The 20,141-nt window shown below is 68.9% G+C and carries 14 protein-coding genes; 9 read left to right on the top strand and 5 right to left on the bottom strand.

Annotated elements, in window-relative coordinates; all coding sequences use genetic code 11:
* The 4 genes from HB681_RS30970 to HB681_RS30955 all read left to right on the top strand — a co-directional run.
* A partial coding sequence (locus HB681_RS30970; RefSeq protein WP_213958726.1) for a hypothetical protein occupies positions 1-6,735 on the top strand: 6,735 nt, incomplete at its 5' end.
* Complete coding sequence (locus tag HB681_RS30965) at positions 6,732-8,363, top strand: Imm49 family immunity protein (RefSeq protein ID WP_213958725.1); 1,632 nt, start codon at positions 6,732-6,734, stop codon at positions 8,361-8,363. The genes HB681_RS30970 and HB681_RS30965, both read left to right, overlap by 4 nt.
* Before the next feature lie 38 nt (positions 8,364-8,401).
* Positions 8,402-12,166 (top strand): TIR domain-containing protein, encoded by a 3,765-nt coding sequence (locus tag HB681_RS30960; RefSeq protein ID WP_213958724.1) that lies wholly within the window; start codon positions 8,402-8,404, stop codon positions 12,164-12,166.
* The gene (locus HB681_RS30955; RefSeq protein WP_213958723.1) at positions 12,163-12,588 is read left to right on the top strand and encodes a toll/interleukin-1 receptor domain-containing protein; all 426 of its coding nucleotides are present in this window, start codon (positions 12,163-12,165) and stop codon (positions 12,586-12,588) included. Before HB681_RS30960 ends, HB681_RS30955 begins: the two co-directional genes overlap by 4 nt.
* Positions 12,589-12,673: 85 nt before the next feature.
* Here the strand turns inward: HB681_RS30955 and HB681_RS30950 are convergent, their stop codons facing one another.
* The gene (locus HB681_RS30950) at positions 12,674-13,255 is read right to left on the bottom strand and encodes a hypothetical protein (RefSeq protein WP_213958722.1); all 582 of its coding nucleotides are present in this window, start codon (positions 13,253-13,255) and stop codon (positions 12,674-12,676) included.
* Positions 13,256-13,324: 69 nt separating this feature from the next.
* On the opposite strand from HB681_RS30950, the gene HB681_RS30945 reads away from it, so the two are divergent.
* Positions 13,325-13,558 carry a DUF2933 domain-containing protein gene (locus HB681_RS30945; RefSeq protein ID WP_213958721.1) on the top strand — a complete coding sequence of 78 codons (234 nt, stop codon included), beginning with the start codon at positions 13,325-13,327 and terminating at the stop codon, positions 13,556-13,558.
* Positions 13,555-14,217, top strand: coding sequence for an isoprenylcysteine carboxylmethyltransferase family protein (locus tag HB681_RS30940; RefSeq protein ID WP_213958720.1), 663 nt, complete (start codon positions 13,555-13,557; stop codon positions 14,215-14,217). The genes HB681_RS30945 and HB681_RS30940 overlap by 4 nt, the downstream gene beginning before the upstream one ends.
* 3 nt (positions 14,218-14,220) lie before the next feature.
* Here HB681_RS30940 and HB681_RS30935 read toward each other — a convergent pair whose 3' ends face one another.
* The 3 genes from HB681_RS30935 to HB681_RS30925 all read right to left on the bottom strand — a co-directional run bounded on the left by HB681_RS30935 (position 14,221) and on the right by HB681_RS30925 (position 15,876).
* Positions 14,221-14,724 (bottom strand): cupredoxin family protein, encoded by a 504-nt coding sequence (locus HB681_RS30935; RefSeq protein ID WP_213958719.1) that lies wholly within the window; start codon positions 14,722-14,724, stop codon positions 14,221-14,223.
* A gap of 97 nt (positions 14,725-14,821) precedes the next feature.
* Positions 14,822-15,469: a zeta toxin family protein gene (locus HB681_RS30930; RefSeq protein WP_213958718.1), complete on the bottom strand. Its 648-nt coding sequence runs from the start codon at positions 15,467-15,469 to the stop codon at positions 14,822-14,824.
* Positions 15,470-15,525: 56 nt separating this feature from the next.
* On the bottom strand, positions 15,526-15,876 hold the full coding sequence (locus tag HB681_RS30925; protein WP_213958717.1) for a hypothetical protein: 351 nt from the start codon (positions 15,874-15,876) through the stop codon (positions 15,526-15,528).
* Positions 15,877-16,167: 291 nt separating this feature from the next.
* On the opposite strand from HB681_RS30925, the gene HB681_RS30920 reads away from it, so the two are divergent.
* Both HB681_RS30920 and HB681_RS30915 read left to right on the top strand, forming a co-directional pair.
* Positions 16,168-17,337 carry a DUF3182 family protein gene (locus tag HB681_RS30920; protein ID WP_213958716.1) on the top strand — a complete coding sequence of 390 codons (1,170 nt, stop codon included), beginning with the start codon at positions 16,168-16,170 and terminating at the stop codon, positions 17,335-17,337.
* On the top strand, positions 17,321-18,097 hold the full coding sequence (locus HB681_RS30915; RefSeq protein WP_213958715.1) for an alpha/beta fold hydrolase: 777 nt from the start codon (positions 17,321-17,323) through the stop codon (positions 18,095-18,097). Before HB681_RS30920 ends, HB681_RS30915 begins: the two co-directional genes overlap by 17 nt.
* Positions 18,098-18,164: 67 nt before the next feature.
* On the opposite strand, the gene HB681_RS30910 is transcribed toward HB681_RS30915, so the two are convergent.
* Positions 18,165-19,220 carry a helix-turn-helix domain-containing protein gene (locus tag HB681_RS30910; protein ID WP_213958714.1) on the bottom strand — a complete coding sequence of 352 codons (1,056 nt, stop codon included), beginning with the start codon at positions 19,218-19,220 and terminating at the stop codon, positions 18,165-18,167.
* A gap of 144 nt (positions 19,221-19,364) precedes the next feature.
* On the opposite strand from HB681_RS30910, the gene HB681_RS30905 reads away from it, so the two are divergent.
* On the top strand, positions 19,365-20,051 hold the full coding sequence (locus tag HB681_RS30905) for a GntR family transcriptional regulator (RefSeq protein WP_213958713.1): 687 nt from the start codon (positions 19,365-19,367) through the stop codon (positions 20,049-20,051).
* The last annotated feature ends 90 nt before the right edge of the window (positions 20,052-20,141 follow it).

Below are 20,141 nucleotides of genomic sequence, written 5' to 3'. Positions count from 1 at the left end.
GCGCCGGCCCCCGCGCCTGCACCCGGTGCACCCGGCGCTGCCGGCGCCAAGGGCGGCGGCCTGGACGACGAGGCCAAGGCCGAAGCCGACTTCCTGAAGAAGCGCACGACACCGGCCGTGCTGTTCGGCAAGCAGATCACCGGCACCGGCGACCAGGTGCAGAAAGACATCGGCACGCGCGCGACGGGCATCACCCACGCCTTCGCCGGAGGCTTCGCGGGCACCGTGGACGAGACCGGCGTGGTGGCCGCCGTGCGCGGCGTCAGCGCGGCGCGCGGCCTGGCGCTGGAGTTCGACGCCTATCCCACCTTCGGCCGCGTACTGGAGCCCGACCTGGTCAAGAACCTGGGCGAGAAGAGCACCGAATACGCCGCCACGCGCGCCTGGCTGCGCGGCGACGCGGTCGAGGCCGCGCGGCTGGAACTGAAGGACTCGCTCGGCTTCTTCAACGACGACGAGGCCCGCGTCGAAGCCGTGATGCGCGCACTGACCCCGGCGCAGGCCGCGGCGCTCGGGGCGCAGCATGGCGATGTCGTCGCCGAGGTCAGCGCGGCGCTGGACGGCACCGACAGCAAGGTCTTCGACGCCCTGAAGACCGGCGACCAGGTCACCGCCGACGCCTTGCGCCTGAAGGACGAGGTCGACGATGCGCGCCGCGAGAACGACAAGGCCGCACTGAACCGCGCGATCGAGGCGCGCACCACCATGGGCGCCGACTCCGACGCGCGCGCGCTGCTGGACGATGACCCGGACGCGCGCCGCAAGGCCGTCGTGGCCGCGCTCGGCGGACTGGTGGCCGAGACCGACTGGGCCAAGGCCGACACCACCGGCAAGATCGCGAACATGAGCGCCGAAGCGCGCGCCGTGGACTACGTGACGCGCGACATCCAGGTCCATATCGACGATGGCGCCGGCGTCACCTACAGCGACGGCCCGGCCCAAACCGGCGGCCAGAACTACACGCTCACGCTCAAGGACGCGGACAAGGACCTCTCCGTCGCGCTCCTGACCGAGAAAGGCGGCGCCGACAGCGTCGCCGCGCGCGCGGCCCGCGTCGGCATCGCCCTGCAGAGCGACAAGGACTTCGACCCGGAGAGCTTCGACAAGGCCACCTTCGACGCCGGCTTCTCCGCCGACTGGTCGAAGGCCAGCCTCGAGGAGCGCGCCGCGCACCGGCAGGCTGCCGAGAAGCGTGCCGCCGTCGTGCTGCTGGCCGCGCAGAAGTACGCGCCCGAACCACCCGGCACGCCCGCCCCGGCAGCCGATGCCAAGCCCGGTGCCCCGGTCGATCCGGCAGCCGCCGCCGCGAAGGCCAACGACCCGACCACGCCGATGACCGACCCGAAGGTCATCGCCGCGCGCGACCGCGTCATCGCCCGCCTCAACGACAAGCTCGGCGCCGGCTCGCTCGACGCGAAGCTGGCCGTCGGGCTGATCACCGACGCACGCCCCACGCCGGAGACCTGCGCCATCGCGATGGACCACGCGATGCACGCGCACTGGGGCACCAACGAGGAATTGCTGTTCCGCTTCACCGAACGCATGGACCGCGACGAGATCGCGAAGATGCGCGCCGCGTACAAGGTCCAGACCGGCAAGTCGCTCGACGCCGAACTCGGTGTCTACGGCGAGGGCGGCGACTTCAACGAACTCTCCGGCGACGACCGGCTGCGCATGGAACGCGCGATGAAGGGCGTGGCGCGCAACGACCGCGAGAAGCTCGAGAACGCGGCCTTCGCCATCGCGCAGCAGCGCAGCGAATCGGGCGGGCTCGGCAGCATGCTCGCCGACGGCACCTATGCCGACCAGGCCATGACCGCCACCTCGAAGCGACTCGAGGCACTGGCCGGCGGCCCGATCGCGCTGAACCGGCGCGGCGAGCTGATCTCAAGCCTGCCCAACTTCAAGGGCGACGACTACCAGGGCGCCGACCGCGCCACCTTCGAGGCCACCACCGCCATCGCGCAAGCGGTGGCCGAGAACTACTCGTCGCGCATCGACGCGTTCGCCGACATCGCGACCACCGGCATCGCGATCCTCGGGGCCATCGCCGCCGCGGTGATCACCGTCGCCACCGGCGGTGCGGCAGCCCCGTTGATCGCCGCCGCCGTGGTCACCGGCCTCGCCTCGATGAGCGCCAACTACGCGATCAAGGGCGGCCGCTACGGTTGGGAACAGGCCGGCATCGACCTCGCGATGACAGCGGTGCAGGCGATCACGGCGGGCGTCGGCGCGCAACTCGGCAAGGCGGCACAGGTGGCCTCGAAGGCGGCGCAGGCGGCACAGACCGCGTCCCGCTCGCTGGTCACGCTGGCCAAGATCTTCACGGGCAACCCGGTCGTGGACCAGATCATCATCGGCGCGATCACCGGCGGCATCGGCGGGCTCGGCAACGCGGCGCTGGACGAGAAGACCTGGAAAGGCAGCAGCGGCGATTCGGTGATGGCGCTGTTCGGCGGCCTCATCAAGGGCGGGCTGGCCGGTGCGGCGACGGCGAGCGTGACGCAATCGATCGAGGCGCTGGGCCGCAATGCCCCGGCCCTGCGCGCGCAGGCCGAGAAGCTGGCAGCGGGCGGCGCGCTGAGCCGCGTCGCGGGCGTGGGGCTCAAGGGCGTGTCGAAGGTCGGCGGCGCCATCGGCGCGGGCATGAACGCCTCCAGCGAAGGCGGGCTGGTCAAGGGCGGCCTCGGCATGGCCGGGCGCGGGCTCACCAAGGCGAGCATCTCGGCCGCGGGCGGCATGGCCGGCAAGGCGACCGAGCTGGCCGTGGACAGCGGCACCGGCAAGTTCAAGGGCGACATGGGCGCGGCGCTGGTCGAGATCGGCCATGCGGGGCTGCATTCGTTCGTGCAGGGCTTCGGCGAAGGCGCCGCGGAATCCGTGGGCCAGGGCATCCAGAACCGCAGCCAGAAGGCCAGCGGCGCGCGCATCAATTCGGAGCGCGAACGCATGGGCCTGAAGCCGCTGCAGGGGGATGCGCTCCATGCGGCGGTCGAAGACCTGCAGTTCCTCGACACGCATGGCCGCAATGGCAACGATGCGTTGGGCCGCGCCATCAACCTCGACCACATCGCGACACATGGCGGTTTGATCGAGGCACCGGTTGCCGCACCGGCAGCCGGACGCGCGACACCGCACGCCACCGAAGCGGAGGGTGCAACACCCCGCACAGCCCCGGCGGACAGCGACGCCACGCCGCCGCCTCGCGCAACCGGCGGCAGCGAAGAACCGTCGACAGTCCGTCCGGCGCCTACCGAGGAACCGGCGCCGCGCCCCGTTGCCACCGCGGAGGAAGCCCAGCCACCCAAGCCGGCTGCGACTGCCGAAGCCGACCAGCGCCTGCTCCCGCACCTCAGCGACGCCGAAATCGGCCATGCCATCGACCATGCCGAGGCCGGCCCCGCGATGCGCATCGGCGCAGAGCAACCCGGCGCCGACACGCGCGCCCTGCCCCCGGCAAGTCCGGAAGCCACGCTGCTGCAACGCCAGGCCGCAGGCGCCCTGCACGAGCAGGCCGACGCGCTGATGAAGCGCGCCAACGGCCTGCTCGACAAGGCCATCGCGAAGGACGCGGAAGCGGCCGTGGCCGACACCCACAACCCGCGTCGCGCCGCCGCATTGCGCGAGGAATCCGGCCGCCTGCTCAACGAGGCCATCGCACTCGAAGCGCAGGCCGTGCAGCACCGCGCCGAGGCTGCCGAATTCGCCAGCGGTCGTAAGTCCGCCACCGCCGACCTGCCCGGCCCGGAAGACGTCGACGCGATGTTCGCCAACCTCACCAGCGAAAAGCCGGGACGGGTGCAAGTGCCGCTGTCCGATGTCGAGCGGAATCCCGACCTGCTGCCCCGCCTGATCCGGCCCTTGCTCGAAGGCGAAGGCGGCGGCCGCCTGGTGTTCCGTGTCGAGAGCGAACGCAGCCGTTCGCTGGTGCATGTCGATGCGCAAGGCAACGTCCACGTCGAAGGCGGCGCGTCGGCGCACCTGAACTTCGGCTCCTTCGAGCGCGCCGTCGAGTTCGTGATGAACAACAGCCAGGGCAAGGCCCGCATCATCGCCTTCGAGGTGGATGAAGGCTGGGTCCGCGCGATGCGCTCGGCGGCCATCCCGGAGCACGGCACCGCCGACCTGCACGGCCAGCCGCGCCTGGTCGACGTGCGCTTTGCCGACGACCAGATGGAAGTCCCGGCCGGCCTCATCGGCGAACTGAACCGCATGATCAAGCCCGGCAGCGGACGTGTGCACGAGATCGATGCGCCCTCCGGCCCCGCGGGAGGTCCCAATCCATTGCTGCCGCATGACGGCACAGCCTCGCCCGTCGCCGGCTCGCGCATGCAGCTGGCGACGGAGCCGGTCATCACGCACCCGCTCAATGCGCTGAATGCCGCCATCGGCGAAGCCTTCGGCCTCAGCAGCGTCGGCCCGCTGACGACCCATGGCGCCAGCGAAGGCGCGCTGCACCTGTCGATGACCGATGCCGAAGGCCGGCCGATGAAAGTCAAGGTCGAGGTCGGCGACACCGAGCACGGCGCCATCGCCAGCTTCCGCCGCAACCCCGATGGCGACGATCCGATGTACTTCGTGCGGCTGTCGCCGAACGCGCCGCTCGAAACGCATGGCCGCGCGATCGCGCACGAACTGACGGAGGTGCGCCATCACCGCACCGAAGCCGGTGCTGCCCCTGACGCATTGCGGCCCGGTGCAGCCGTAGGTGATCGCTTGTCGGCGCATGACCGCGGCCGACTCGGCGAACTCGAGGTCCTCGCCAACCGCCTGGCCGCTGTGCCGGAAGCCGACAACGCCGCCCGCGCGCAAGTCCACGCCGACATCGAAGCCCTGGCCGCGCACCTCGGCCTGCTGCACGCCGACGTCGCCGACCCTCGCCTCAAGCTCGCACTCGACGCGCTGCCCGAGCACTCGCCCGCCCGCGCCGCGCTGGCCGACGCACAGCAACGTTCACGCACCACCGACACCGCCGGCGACCTGCTCCAGCCCGGCCACGCACCCGCCGAAGGCGCACAGCCCAGCGCCGCCGACCACCGCAAGCTCGCCGAACTCGAAGCCATGCTGCGCAACCTGCCGCCCAAGCCGGCCGACGGCAGCGCCGAGCCCGCCGCGCTGCTGGCCCTGCGCCATGTCGCCGAAGCCAAGGCAGCGGAACTCGGCCTCGCCTTCGGCCAGCATGCGCCCAGGCGCGCCGGCCTCGCCGAGACGCTGCTCGGCGAGCCACACCTGATCGCGCGCCTGGCCGAAGTGCGCACCGGCGCCATGGACAACCCGTTCATGAAGCCGCTGAGCGGCACGCCCGCCGACGTGCCGACGCTGCTGAAGCAGCTCCAAGTCGCCGCTGCGATGGGCAACCGCGCCCAGGCCGCCGAGCTGGCGCAGATCGTTGGATTGCACCTCGCGCAAAGCGGCCAGCTTGGCAGTCCGCTCGCCACGCTACACCCTGAAATGACATCGCCCACCCTGCGCGCGGTGCTCGCCGATGTGGTCGAGCGCCACGCCGCGCGCTTGAAGGAGCCCACGTTGCGCGCCGAGGCCGCAGCCCTGCAGCAACGACTCGACATCGTGCCGAGCGGTCGCTCGAAGGGCGTGCAGGCGCAGCGCGCCGAACTGGAAGCGCGCATCCGCACCCTCACGGCGCAAGCCGATGCCGAAGGCCGCGTCGCCCTGCGCGAGCACGGCATCTCCGCCGCCGAAGCCCGCCGCGATGCCGCGACCCGCCAGGGCCAGCGCGTCGACAAGGTGCCTGATGTGCTCAACCACATCGCCAACGGCAAGCTCGTCGCGCAGTTGTTCGCCGATTCCCCGAACTTCCGGAAACTCGGCGAATACATGGCCATGCGGCGCAACCTCAACGAAGGCCGCCAGTTCACCGACATCAGCGCAGGCCGCACCGACAAGGGCCTGGACGTGTTGACCCTCCGCCGCGTCGCAAGCATGGAGATCGCACTGCTGCGCTGGATCACCGGCCACTACACCAACCCGCAGACCGGAAAGTTCAACCAACTCGGCGACCTGCTGTTCCTCAAGCCGGCCGGCGGTACTTCGCCGACCTTCGCGGGCGCCCATCCCGCGCTGTTGGCCACGGACCTGGTCGAGGTCGCCATCCGCGCCGCGGGTCCGTTGCGGCCCGGCGAGGAACCTGTGAGGCACATCGTCGACATGACACCCGACGAAGCCGCCGCGCACCGCAACGACTTGCTGGCCCGCCGCGACGCGCTGGACCTGGAATTGGCCAGCCATCCCAAGGGCAGCCCTGCGTACAACGAGGCCGAGGCGAACTGGTCGCGCGTGGTCGGCGACCTCAACCTCACTTCCAAAGGCCTGGGCGAGGCGGCCGGCCGCAAGGTGGCCGTGGGCCTCGACGGCGGCCCGATGACGCCGTTGCCGATACCGCATGCCGGTTCCGGCGTGCCCGACCTGGCCTACCGCGACGCCAGCGGCGCGCTCGTCATCATCGAATGCAAGGGCCCGCACGCCGGCCTGGGCAACCGCCCCGCCGAACAAGGCAGCGTGCCGGTGCGCGCCCAGCAAGGCACTCCCGAATACATGACGAGCCTCGGTCGCTCGATGGCAAACTCGTCCGACCCGCAGATCAAGGCACTCGGCCTTGCGATCCTGGCCGAGATGCCGAACATCCGCTACTTCCTCGCGCAGCAGACGGCCGACAACGCCGGCAAGCTGGGCAGCATCGTGGTGAAGGCCTACGACATGAAGGAGCCCGGGCGATGAATGCGCCTTCTGCCGAAGATGCATTGGACCAGGCGCTGCAGCAGGCGCGGCTTGCGCATGCCGCCGCCGACATGGTCCGGCGAGATGCCGCGCTGGCCGATGCGGCCACCTGGGGACGCGTGCTGGCGGTCGCATTGATGGCGCCGCCCGCCGCTACCCTGTCATGGCGCGAACCGGCGCAGCGATTCGAGCTTTCCGAAATGCGGGCCAGCCCTGCCGCATTGCTGCCGACGCTTGCAGCGGCGCTGCTGGCCGGCGACCGCCATGCCTTGCGTGCGCTGCTGATGCCCGGGGTATTCGCCGCGGCGCAGGCCAGCGGCCAAGGTCTCGCGCATGCGCCCTGCTGGACGCACCTCGGCAACCTGCTGGGGCATGCGATTCTCGGAGGCAGACAGACGCAGGACGCCCGTGAATCCTGCGATCGGGCCATTGCCGAAACCGCTCGAACAGCACTCGACCCGGACGCCGGCAACGAACTGCTCCGGCCGCTGGCCGCCCTTCTGGAGGCACTGTCGCGCCAGGACGCAGCGGCCGTGCCGGCATTGCTGCTCGATGCCTTCGAGCGCCACCGCGCCTTCTACGCCGAACCCGCGCGCAGCGGCCTCACCCTCGGCATGGCGGCATGGGAGCTGAGCGCATGCGCCGCACTCGCACAGCAACGATTCGCCATCGACTTGGCGCCGCTGCGTCGATTCCCGGCGCTGTGCGAACACGTCGCACCCGCGCCGCGCGTCACGCTGTCCCTCAGCTTGCCGACGCGCACCGTGCCCGACGCCCGCCAAGCCGCATGGCAGGCCGACGTCGACGGCATTCCCCGGCTGACGCGCCAGAGGCACACCACCGCGAGCGGCGTGCAGATCACGGCCACGGGCAGCTTCGGCATCGACGAGTGGCAGGCAGAGTTCTCGCTCGACGCATCGGCGCCCAGCCTGCCGGTGGACACCCTGCTCGCTGCCTCGGACCTCCTGGCCCGACAACTCGACGACACCCCTCCCGACGACCCGCAGGAGCGTGCGTGGCATGCCCTGCTACTCGCCGAAGCGCTGGCCACCCTCGACGCCGCGCTCATTGCGCCCGCTTCGCAATCGCTCGACCGCGAACGCCTGCTCGCCCGCCGCGCCGCCTACGTCGGCTTGCTGGCCCTGCACGCGGGCGTTCCCGAGGTCGATGCGCGTCAGCAGGCGCTGGCGATGGCCGACGCCATCAAGGCCCAGGTGCAGCCGCTGCTCGAGGCCCTGGCCAGCAACCCCGGCGGCACGCTGTTGCAGACCCTGCGCCCGCGCCCGGGCGATGCGGCCCTCGCGTTCACGCCGACGCACGCGGCGGCCTTCGCCGAAGCCGCGGAACGCATGTGGACGGCCGGCCCGCGCCTGGCCGCCGCCACACCCGGCAGCCGCGTCGTCTGCCACGTGGCCCCCGCCGGCATGCTGGCCGAGGACAACGAACTCTCCCGCCACTTCCCGGGCGGCTACCGCACGCTGGCGAGCGAACTGCAGCCGCAGCGCGTATGGGTCGCGTGGAAGGTGATCGCGGCCGGCGCCAGGGACGGCATGGCCTACGACGGGCTTGTCTGGCTCGATGACCACTGGGCCTGGTTTCCGAAGCCTTTTCGGTGGTTGAAGACCTGAGTGTGGGCAGAATCGACGCTCCACTCCCCTATTGACGAATGGATTCGCCGACCTTCCTCAAGGCTCCGACCGAAGCATCGGGCGAGCGAGGCTTTGTCGTGTGCCATCACCCGCGCGATCTCGACTGGGCCGCCTTCATCGAGGGGGCGGTGCACGATCTCGGCTACGCGACGCAACTGGACGAATATGACGTCGCCGCCGGCGACAACTTCGTCCGCGCCCGGCATGAGGCGCTCAAGCGCCTCGGCGGCGCGCTCGTCGTGACGTCCCGTTCGTTCCTGGCCGATTCGCTGGCGGATTCGCTGGACGATGTATGGACCGCCGCACTGGCCGGCGGCTCCCGCGTCGTTCCGGTCGTCATCGATGACGCTGCTCTCCCCGGCCTGTTGGCGGCGCGCGCCCCGATTCGCCTGCACGGCCTTGACGAGAGGCAATGCATCGCCCGGCTGCGGGAGCGGCTGGCGCCGCGACGGCCCGACACCGCCCCTGCGTTCCCGGTGACTGCCGGCAACGCGCTTCTGCTGACGCCGCCGAACCCGTGGCGCCGCCTGCTCGAACACACGGCGCCACGGCTTCACGCCTTCTTCACGCGTGTCGGACTGCTCGCCGAACCGCCCGAACTGGCCGACCTGCGCGACTACCTGGCTCGCCTGCGGTCGGGCCTCGCGCAGGAGCTTCGCGAGCGCAGCTACGTGCCGCAGGAGGGGCGCGACGTGCCCTCGCCGTCTGCCGTGCCCTTGCCGGGCGGCGACCCTTTCGAGCGTCCGGTTCACCACCTGATCCGCCAAGTGATGGGCACCGCGCGGGGCGGCGATGGTGCGACGGCCCAGATCAGCGCCGTCAGCCGGCGCAGCAAGGTGGTGCGCGACATCGCGAACTCGATCGTGCACAGCGACGAACCCCTGGTGCTGCTCGGCGACCCGGGCAGCGGAAAGACGATGACGCTGCAGCATGCAGTGCTGAACGTGATCGATGCGCAGCGATGGCGCGTCTATCCGACGCTGCCGGTCTACATCCGGCTCGGCGACTTCCATGTTGCAAGCGCGCGCCCGGTCGATGGCGATGTCGATGCCCACGTGCTCAAGGGCCTGGACGCGCGGATCGCCGCGCGCTACGAGGCCCTTCACCGCGCCGGTCGGCTGATCATCTTCTTCGACGGCATGGACGAGATGAGCCGGGAACGCTACGGCGCGCACGTCGAGGCGCTGAGCCAGTTCGCCGCGAGCCGGCACCCCCAGACGCGCAGCCTCTTCTCGTGCCGCATCAACGACTTCAGTCCGGAGTTCCTGCACCGGCGCATGGTCCTGCTCCCGTTCGGGCGCGACCAGGTGCGCGAGTTCCTGTCGCTCTACGTGCCTGCCTGGCCATTGAGGATTTCTGGCGAGAACTACTCGCTCAAGACGCTCACCGATCGGCTGTGGTCGGGCGGGCTGCCGGTCGACGTGCGCAACCCCTTCGTGCTCTGGTTGCTGCGCTACTACATCCTCGCAACCCACGAGTGGCCGGCCAGCCGCCCGGGGCTGATCGCGTTCTATTGCCGGCGCGTCTACCGCCGCAAACGCGCCGACCCCGGCAGCCAGGCGGTGCTTGCCAGGCTACCACGCCCGTTCACCGAGCTGGGCCGGCTGGCCTTCGTCCTCATGGACCGGAACCAGGGCACGTCGGCTTCACTCGTCGACCTGCGACCGGCACTGCCCGGCGTCGACGTCGACGCGCTGGCGCAGGTCGGCATGCGCTGCGGACTGCTCAGCGGCAGCTCCGGTGCGGGGTCGATGCGGCTGCGCTTCGCCCACCATCGGCTGCAGGAGTTCTTCGCGGCGCGGCACATCCGACGTTCGGGCGTCGACGTCCACTGGCAGACCGCCATCGAGGCGCCGCGCTGGCAGGAGACGCTGGTCAACTACGTGCTGATGCGCGGGCGCTCGGAGCCGGTCGAGCAACTGGGTTCGGCGATCTCAGGCTTCGTGGCCGAGGTCGAGCGCCGCGTCGTGGCGCGCACCCCCAAGGAGGACGACGACCTGTTGCTCGATGATGTGGAGACAGACGAAGCTTCGGCGCCCGTCGCCGACGCCACCTCCGCAGCGGCAGAGGCGCCGGAAGTACCGTGGCCCGACACGGGCCCGCTGATGACGGACGACGAGGAAGGCTTCGCCGCCGACCGCGTCGAGCTGCTGTCGCGCCTGTTGCACCAGGGCGCGGGCTCGATGGCGCAGACGCAGGTCCAGACCTTCAGCCGCGCGGTCACGGTGCTGGTCGAGCACGGCAATCCGAGCACCCAGGTCAAGATGCTCTGGGCCTGCGAGAACGTGCCCGACGCCGACGTCGGCAATGCGATGGTGCGCCTGCTGGAGTCGCGCATTGGCTGGGTGCGCAACCAGGCGCTCATGCTATTGGCGAGCCCTGCCGCGAGCAGTGCCCGGATCGGCACCGACCTGACGGCGCAGATCGGCTTCGACCTCGCCCGGGGTGAACTGCTGCATCGGCTCGTCGGCCACGCGAAAGCCGCGGCCGCGTCGACGGCGCCGCGGCGCTGGTGGCATCTCGCGCTCGGCGTGCTTTGCATGCTGGTGCTGGGGCTTGGCATCGCGGCCCTGGTGCCGCTGATTTACTGGGCGGCCGTGACCTGGCTGCCGCCGAAGGACGGTGTCGATCCGGGCGTGAACATCGAGGCGTTCCTGACACCCGGTCGCTACGCTGCCGTCGTGGGCATCATGGCGCTGATCGGGTTCGTCCGAAAGTCCGCGCTCTTGTGGCTCTACGTACTGGGCGCCGCCGCCGCAGTGCCCGTGGCATTGGGCTATGCACCTCTGCTCTGGTCCACATCCCTCTTCCCGTTCCTGGGAATGCTTGTGACGGCCCCGTTCGCAATCTACTTCGCCGCAGTGCTGCTGTCGGTGCCGGCATTTTTGGTGCACTACGCCATCCTCGCGGCTTTCGCGCTCTGCACGTTGCCGCTGTCGCAACTGCGGTCGGGCGTCCGCAACGCGTCCGCCATTGCCAGGGCGCATTGCAGCTACGGGCTTGGCGTGCCGGCCGGGGCGCTGGCGCTGATTTCGGTAATCGGGGCAGTCCTCTACGGGCTGGGATGGCTGCAGGCCTGGCTTGGACGGATCTTGCTGCCGCCCGTGCGCGAGATCTGGTCGCACCTGAACGGACCGCAGTCGCTTGAAGGCCGCCTTTTGCTGGGCACCGCTGCGATCTGCGCACTGGTCGTGCTCGGCTACTTTGTGCGCCGGTCGTGGCGCAAGGATCCGCGGGAATGGTACGGGTTCCTGCTCGTGGTCGCAGGGGCGGCCGCGGCCGGGGTCCTGGTCGCGGCCGTGTACGGCCTGTGCGCGCTCTATGAACTCGTCGCGCCGACACTGTCGGCCCTGTTCGACCCGCTGCTCCAGCCCGTGATGCTGTGGCTCGACCGGGTCGCGCCCGGCCGCTACGTGGTGCGCGCGTTGCTCGTGGTGCTGGCGGTCGGCGCGCTGCTGGTGTTGGCTGTGTTGCTGCGCGCCGCGCTGCGTGAAAGCCTGACGTGGGTGGCACCCTGGCGCACGCCGTTCGCGCCCAACGAACTGACGCCACAGGCCTGGCGCGCGAAGCTGGAGACCGCTGACGCCGTGGGGCAGGACATCATCCTCCAGCGCAGCAGCCAGCAGGCGCTCGGACTGGATGCGCCGGCGTTCCTGGAGTTGCTCGTCGAACTGCAGACGACCTTCAAGGAAGATCCGGCACTGGGCACCTACTGGCGCATGCGCCACGAGTTGCGCAATGTGATCCAGCAGGAACAACAGGGGCACATCGGCGGAATATGAAGCACTACTTCGTCAGCTACAACCTGGCGGACAAGGCCTGGGCCGAATGGGTGAGCCAGCAGGTCGAGGCGCTCGGCATGTCCGTTGTCATGCAGGCCTGGGACTTCGAGGCCGGCGACAACTTCGTCGCGCGCATGCACGCCGCGCTGCAGCAGTGCGAGCGCATGCTGTTGATCCTGTCGCGCCACTCGCTCGACGCGCGCTTCACCAACGAGGAATGGCAGGCGGCGTTCGCCCTCGGCCAGCGCATCGTCCCGGTGCGTGTCGACGATTGCCGTCCACCCGGCCTGCTGGCGCCGATCGCCTACATCGACCTGTCGGCGCTGGACGAGGCCGCCGCGGCACAGGCACTGAAGGCAGGGCTGCAACCGCCCCGCCGGCCGAATACTCCGGTGCCATTTCCGGGTCGGCGCGCGAGCTGAACCAACGCTGAATACAAGAGCGATTGCATTCATCGAGCGTCGGTCTAAGATACTTTCGATGCGAATTGGCCCGGCTATGCGGTGGTCACCTGGACGACGAATCCTCGTCGTCGTGATGCTGCTCGCGTTCGCATTCAGCCACCTCGCCGCCGTCTTCAACCTCCCCGCTCCCCCTTGGGTTCCCTCGGAAGCGCAGCATGCGCTGCTCCATTGGCAAGGGACACCCCATCATCACCACGACGATGGCTCCATCGGAACCGATCATTCCGTCGAGTCCAGTCAGCACGTCAGCCTCGATGGATGCCTGAACGCCATCGCAGTTCAATGCGACGTGGCAGTTGATTTCAGTCCGCATCCTGCGGTACCACCCGCTCGCCGCGATGAGCTTGGAAAGCCGTGGCCGTATCTCGACGGGCTGATGCGTCCGCCCTCCCTCCCACCTGAAGATCACAGTCCCCGCCAGACGACGTGATTGCATGCTCACGCCGCATGGCGGGCGGCCATGAAGACGGCCGGGCTTGGCAGCTTTGCGCGCCCTCGCCTCTCGTTGCAACGCGAAGCGAACCAGCAGCGCCGCGCACGCGAACCGCAAGCCGTCCTTTTTATCCATGCCGACGAAAACTCCGCACTCCGGTGCGGAACTCGTTGAGGTGAAGATCGAATCCAACGAGAGCGATCAACGCGGCGAGGCCTGACGTTCCGTATCGCACTTCGCCTTTCCATCCGGGGTTTTGCAATGAAGGTTCACTACGACGATCCAGGCTTTTGGCGCTCATCCGGAGCGGCCACTTTGCTGGTCGGGGTGCTTGCCGGTGCTTTCTTCCTGTACACGGAGGACAGGGCAAGCCGGTTCGGGCTGCTCCCGTTCCTGCTTGCCGTAGCCTGTCCGTTGATGCACGAAGTCATGCACTCCAGCCACCGGCGGCGGCGAAGCCGGCTCGATCCCTACCCATCGGAAGACGATCGGTGAACGGTGTCGGCGACGGCCATGGCCTGTGGAGCCTGGTCCTGCTGAACACATGCGTGTTCGTCGGTTTCGCCTACAGCTTCTTCAAACCGACCACGTCGCGGGACTGGAAGGTCTTCGGCGCGTACAGCACATTCATCGCGGCCCTGTTTGCCGAGGTCTACGGCTATCCGCTCACGATGCTTCTGTTCCACGGATGGCTCGCCGCCAGGGTCGAGGACGCCGACCTGTTCGGCCATGAGGCCCGCCACTTCTGGTCGCTGTTGATGCGCAACCACTCCAACCCCGACCCGCACACGGGGGCGCTTCGTTTCCTCAGCTTCGCCACCGTGCTTGCAGGCTTCGTGCTCCTGGCGATGGCATGGCATGTCCTGCATCTCGCGCAGCGGCGGGACAGGGTTGCGGCGACGGGCCCGTATCGCAGCATCCGGCATCCTCAATATGTCGCACTCGCGCTCATCATGCTCGGCTTGCTGCTTCACTGGCCGACGCTGCCCACCCTGTCGGGGCTCCCGCTGCTGCTTGCGATGTACCTCAGGCTCGCCATTTCCGAGGAGCGCGAATTGACGCGCGAGTTCGGAGAGGCCTGGCGAGACTACGCGGCGATGACACCCCGCTTCATTCCGGCACTGCGCGGCGATCATCGCCGGCATGCCGAGTGAACCTTACCTGGCGGGGCCCTTCGTCACGTTCACCGCCCCTTTCATCCCCGCGTCGTAGTGACCGGGTTGGAGGCATGCGAAGTCGACCTTGCCGGCCTTGGTGAACTGCCAGACGATCTCGCCGCTCTTGCCTGGCGCAAGCGTCACCATGTTCGGGTCGGCATGTTCCATCCCGGGGTTCTTCTTCATGGCTTCGTAGTGCGCCTTGAGTTCCTGCTCGGTGCCGAACACCAGTTCATGTTTCAGCGCGCCCGAGTTCTTGACGACGAAGCGAACCGTCTCGTTTTGCTGGACGCTGATGTCGGCGGGCGTGAAGCGCATGGTGTCCTTCATGTCGACGTTGACCGTGCGGGTGGCCTTGGCGGCGACGCCCGGCCTGCCGACTTCGGCATCGGCATCGGCCTCGGCAACGTGGCCATGGCCTCCTTCGTGCGTGCCGTTGGCAAAGCCGCTGCCGCTGGCAAGCAGGGCCAGCACGAGGATTGCGCTTGAACGAATCGAGTTCATGAGGGTTCGACGTGGTTGGGGTTGATGGAGTGGTCGCAAGTTTGAACCTTGCCACCATGGCAAGGTCAAGCCCCTCGATGTCGAATGCGCAGCGCCGTCAATGCGGCGGACCCTTGGCCGCGTCGAGCTCGAACGCCTCCGCCAGGATCGCCTTGGCCCATTGCGGCACCTGCTTCAACGCCACATGCGTCACGATGCGCCCCGCCTCCATGTGCAGCAGCAGCACCGGCTTCGGCGCCTTGCCGGCCTTGGGGTCGCCCTCCGCGCTGTTGTCGTAGACGCGCAGGCTGGCCAGGTGCGGCAGCAGCTTGACGAGGTTGGCGCGGCTGCTGACGTAGCGCTCGCGGATCTTGTGCTCGGGGATGGCATGGCCGCCGGCCGTGACGCGGTCCTTCACGCGCTGGATGTGCCGCTCCGGCGAATTCAGCCCCGCATACCAGACATGGACCTGTGCCCCGGCCCGCGCGCCGGCCAGCAGCATGTCGGGAATGGTGTTGGCGCCGAGCGTGGTTTCGAAGGCGTAGTTGCCGCCCTCCTTCAGCGCACGCTCCAGGCCCTTGCGGCCGTATTCCCATGCATGGCCGTTGGCGGCTTCCGGGGAGAGATTGGAGTTGGCGTCCTGCAGCGCGCGCGCCGCCAGGTCGGGATTGAAATACGGAACCTTGCGGGCCTGCAATGCGGCGCCGCCGATGCTGCTCTTGCCGGCGCCGTTGACGCCGGCCAGGACGAAGATGTTTGCTGGCACTCGATCCTCCCGCCTGTCGGCGAACCCGACAGGACTTCTTCTTCAACGAGCCGGCCCTATCGCGCCGCGCGAACCGCCGCCTTGCCAAGTTCCGCCGGCGTCATCGCAAAGGCATCGGCCATGCCCTCGGCGGCCTCGGCGCCCTGCATGCGGGCGAACATGTCGTCGAACTTTTGCGTGAGCGCATCGAGATTGGGCTCGGCCGCCTGTTCGAGCTTGAGGTAGCGGTCGACCGACATCAGCACCATGGTGGGCTGGTCGTGCCGGGTGATGACGACGGCGCCTTCGGCCATCACCGTGCTGGTGACTTTCTGCATGCCGCCGGCCAGATGGGTGGCGGTAAAGGTCGGCATGTTGCGCGCCAGGCGGTCCAGCGCTTCAGGACGGGAGCTCAGGGCTTGGGCCAAGGTGTTCTCCGGAGAATGTCGAAGTCTGTATTTTAGACATTTTCTGGATTTTGGGGATTATCCGGCCCACCATTCGGGCCAGTGTAGGTATTGGCCGGCGCAATCGTTCGCCTGCCGCCGATGGGCCTGCCACACGGCGCCACCGACGATCTCGCGCATGCCCCGGCAACTCGTGAGTCGATGTGGTCTGCCATCTCGACTCGATCCCCCTCGTGGGGCGGGTCGGGCGCAACCCGGCCTTGGGGCTGGAGTATGCGACGCCGGCCCACAACCCTGACCGTGAGCCCCACCATGCATGCCCTCTTCTCCCTGCAGAGTCCGCCCGATGTCCAGGCCAGCGTGCTGCCGGCTGGTTGCGTCGTCGCGCTGACGGCCGACCACCGGCACTTCGACAGCGAACATGAGCACGCCACCCGTGCCGAGGCCGCCCGGCGGCTGGCCATGCTCAAGGGCGTGGGCTTCCGCGGCGAATTCAAGCGCACGCTGCCCTGCGAGGCGCCCACGTACTTCGTGCCCAGCGACACCCTCACCGGCGATGCGGCCGACGCGCTCGGCATCACCGACGAACACGATCTCTTCGGCGGCGTGGTGCCGCATCCCTTCGTCGGCACCAAGGTAATCACGCACCCGCTGGTCTACCAGTCGGCCGCCAAGCCCAAAGGCTGGAACCCCGCCTTCGCCAAGCGCGTCGCCGGCAGCGTGCTACGCGGCTACAGCGCGTTCTCGCAGGACGAGGCACTCATCGCCGGCAAGCGCGTGCTGGACCACGGCAATGCGCGCGTCAAGCCGGCCTGCGCCACTGGCGGCCGGGGGCAGACCGTGGTGCGCAACGTCGCCGCGCTGGAACACTGCATCGGCCAGATGCGCGAGGAGGAATTGCGCACGCATGGCGTGGTCATCGAGGAAAACCTCGGCGAGCCGGTGGTCACGCTGAGCGTCGGCCAGGTCCATGTGGCCGGGCTGCGGGCGAGCTACCACGGCGTGCAGCGCATGACCCGCAACAACCACGGCCACATGGTCTACGGCGGCAGCGACCTGACGCTGGTGCGCGGCGGCTTCGATGCGCTGCTGGCGCTCGACCTGGCGCCGAACGTCCGGCTCGCCATCGAGCAATCGCGCACCTACCACGAGGCGGCCGAGGAGTGCTTCCCCGGCTTCTACGCCTCGCGCATCAACTACGACGTGGCCCAGGGCCTGTCCCCCGGCGGCGAGCCGCGCTCCGGCGTGCTGGAGCAGTCATGGCGCTTAGGCGGAGCCACCGGCGCGGAGATCGCCGGGCTCGAAAGCTTCCGCGACCGACCCGACTGCCGCCAGGTCTGGGCCTCCTGCTTCGAGGTCCATGGCACGCAGCAGGCGCCCCCGGGCGCAACGGTGTACTTTCGGGGAAACGACAAGGTGGCTGGCGAACTCGTCAAGTACACCGTCGTCAGCGAAATGAGGACGGATGCCCACGCGTCATAGCGCCATCGACATCGCCGTTGCCGGCCATCACATCGCGGGCACGCTGGTCGCGCCCTCGGCGGCGATTCCGGGCGTGCTGCTGGTGCATGGCTGGGACGGCAGCCAGGCGCAATACCTGGCCCGCGCACACGAGATCGCAGCGCTCGGCTGCATCTGCCTGACCATCGACTTGCGCGGGCACGCGCGGCATCACGACCTGCGCGAGGCCGTCACGCGGGAAGACAACCTGCAGGACGTCCTGGCCGGCTACGACACGCTGGTGGGCCACCCGGCGGTGGACCCGCAATCGATCGCCATCGTCGGCAGCAGCTACGGCGGCTATCTGGCGGCGCTCGTGAGCGCGCTGCGACCGGTGCGCTGGCTGGCCTTGCGCGCGCCGGCGATCTACCGCGACGAGCAATGGGACACGCCCAAGGGCAAGCTCGGCCGGGAAGACCTGATGATCTACCGCCACTCCACCATCGTGCCCGCCGACAACAGGGCGCTCGCCGCCTGTTCGACGTTCAAGGGCGATGCGCTGATCGTCGAGTCGGAGATCGACAAGACGATTCCGCATCCGGTCATCGAGAACTACCTGAGCGCCTTCAAGCGGGTGCGCTCGGTCACGTACCGGGTCATTTCCGGCGCGGACCATGCGCTGTCGTCAGAGGCTTCACGCCAGGCCTACGGGATGCTGCTGGTGAGCTGGATGACGGAGATGGTGCTGGGCGCGAAGGCCGCAACGGGATTGCTGCGACCGGCGCCGCACAGCCCGGCTTGAAGACCCCTGCCCCGATGCGCCTGCGAAGTGCCCAGCGAACATGCGTTGCTGCGCTCGCACTGGCACTTCAGGCGGTGACGGGGGCGGAAGCGAGCCAGCGGCCGAAAGTCGAGCCCAGCGCCGGTGAGCCTTGTACGCCACGCGCGCCCGTCAAACAAACCTGCCCGCTGCGCGTCTCGCGCGGGCTGTAGCCGAACTTGGCGCGGAAGGCGCGGCTGAAGTGCGTCGCGCTCTTGAAGCCGTTGTCGGCCGCGATGCGGCCCAGGTAGCTGCGCTGCGTCGGCGAGGCCAGCAGGCCGTGGATGCGAACCAGCCTTCTGTCCTGCAGGTAATTGAGCACCCCGCCCTCGGCCTCGAACAACCGGTACAGCGTGGAGCGCGAAATGCGGAAGTGCCCGCAGATGCTGTCGGCGCCGAGGTCTTCCTCGCCCAGGTGGTCTTCCATGTACTGGCGGATCTGGCGCATCAGCGTGCCCTCGACCGCCGGGCGCGCCAGGCCGAGCATGTCGATCGTCGGCGCGAGGCTGGCGGCCAGCAGCTGCAGCGTCGCGACCATGGCATCGGGCGCCTCCTTGCGCGTGATGCGCGGCAGCAGCGTGGAAAGGGACTGCAAGTGGCTGGCCAGGATGGTGCTGCAGGCGCCAGTCGGCACCACGCCGTGCAGGTCGAGCTGCCGCGGCATCAGCGCATCCAGCGACGCGCGTGGGATGAAGACCGACAGCACGTCGCCCTCGCAAGACACCGAGCGCGGCTGCGCGAAATCGCTCACCAGCAGTTGCCGGGGGCCGACGCTGATGCGGCGGCCATTGGCATCGAGGTGCATCGCGTGCGGCGACTGGTTGAGGTGCAGCACGTAGTGGTCTAGCTTGTCGCCGACCACGCTGCTCGCGCGGCGCGTGAGCGTCTGCGGGTCGTAGTGGCCGCGCACGACCATCACGCCGCCGAGGTTCCAGCCGGTCGTGCGGGTGCTCCAGTCGCGCGGCATGCGGTCGGCGTCCACGCTGACGTCCAACGCAGGGCCCACGCAATCGCGCCATCGCGCGAGCTGGTCCGGCAGCGCGCCGGCCCCGGGCTCGAAGCTTTCCGCGGGAATCAACAGTTCGTCATCGCACAAGAGGTTCATGCCGGGCTCCGGTCGATTCAGGTCCGCAGGCCATGCCGCTGCGGGAGAAAGTGTCGACACTTTAAGAACGAAGAGGCACTTTGTCCACGTTTTTTACAAACCTTTCACTACACTGTCGACACTGAATATCAAAAACAATCCGAGATGAATCAGATCCAGGCCAGCGACGACATCACCGTCGACACCATCGTCGAATCCCTGCGCGGCAGCATCATCCGGGGCGAATTGGCGCCCGGCGCGATCATCAATTCGGTGGACATCGCCAACCAGTTCGGCACCAGCCGCACGCCGGTGCGCGAGGCCCTGCTGATCCTCAACCAGTACGGCCTCATCACGCTTACCGCGCGTCGGCGCCCGCAGGTGGCCCCCGTCTCGGCGCAGGCGATCCGCGACCTGTATGCGCTGCGGGCGGCGCTGCACGGCTTGATGTCGGACGCCATCGTGGCCCATGCATCCGACGAGGCGCTGAGCAACCTCCATGCGCACGCCCAGGTGCTGGCAACGGCCGAAGCCCAGGGCGGCGAGCCTTTCATGTCGCTCATCGAGTCCTACCTCGAGGAGGAAGCGAACCTGTGCGGCAACGCGCTGGTGATCAGCGTGCTCGACTCGCTCAAGTGGAAGATGAGCTGGTTCCGCCGCATCGGCATGATGAGCGAGACGCAGATGGAGTCGCTCTCGGGCGACCGGGTGCGCGTCGCCCATGCCTACCTCGACCGCGACGCCCCGCTCGCCAACGCGCTCAACCGCTCGATGCTGCGCAAGGCCGGGGACTATTGCGAGAAGAACTTCCTGGCGATGCAGGCGGCGCATCCGCCGCCAGCGGGAAAGTGATGCGCGCGTCCCACGCCACCCACAGGTGCTCCCGCCCGCGGAACGAGGTGTTGAACGAGGTGTATTGGGCAGGTAGCTGAAGCGCTGCCG

Origin of the sequence: Variovorax sp. dw_954, from assembly GCF_018449755.1 — a bacterium.
Taxonomy (GTDB): domain Bacteria; phylum Pseudomonadota; class Gammaproteobacteria; order Burkholderiales; family Burkholderiaceae_C; genus Variovorax.
Note: the sequence above shows the minus strand (reverse complement) of the source record. Positions and strands in the feature narration are given on the sequence as shown.

Excerpts from the sequence above, each read along its gene's own strand:
- HB681_RS30965 (WP_213958725.1), top strand. The coding sequence starts at position 6,732 with ATGAATGCGCCTTCTGCCGAAGATGCATTGGACCAGGCGCTGCAGCAG.
- HB681_RS30960 (WP_213958724.1), top strand. The coding sequence starts at position 8,402 with ATGGATTCGCCGACCTTCCTCAAGGCTCCGACCGAAGCATCGGGCGAG.
- HB681_RS30945 (WP_213958721.1), top strand. The coding sequence starts at position 13,325 with ATGAAGGTTCACTACGACGATCCAGGCTTTTGGCGCTCATCCGGAGCG.
- HB681_RS30935 (WP_213958719.1), bottom strand. The coding sequence starts at position 14,724 with ATGAACTCGATTCGTTCAAGCGCAATCCTCGTGCTGGCCCTGCTTGCC.
- HB681_RS30920 (WP_213958716.1), top strand. The coding sequence starts at position 16,168 with ATGCATGCCCTCTTCTCCCTGCAGAGTCCGCCCGATGTCCAGGCCAGC.
- HB681_RS30905 (WP_213958713.1), top strand. The coding sequence starts at position 19,365 with ATGAATCAGATCCAGGCCAGCGACGACATCACCGTCGACACCATCGTC.
- HB681_RS30910 (WP_213958714.1), bottom strand. The coding sequence starts at position 19,220 with ATGAACCTCTTGTGCGATGACGAACTGTTGATTCCCGCGGAAAGCTTC.
- HB681_RS30915 (WP_213958715.1), top strand. The coding sequence starts at position 17,321 with ATGCCCACGCGTCATAGCGCCATCGACATCGCCGTTGCCGGCCATCAC.
- HB681_RS30955 (WP_213958723.1), top strand. The coding sequence starts at position 12,163 with ATGAAGCACTACTTCGTCAGCTACAACCTGGCGGACAAGGCCTGGGCC.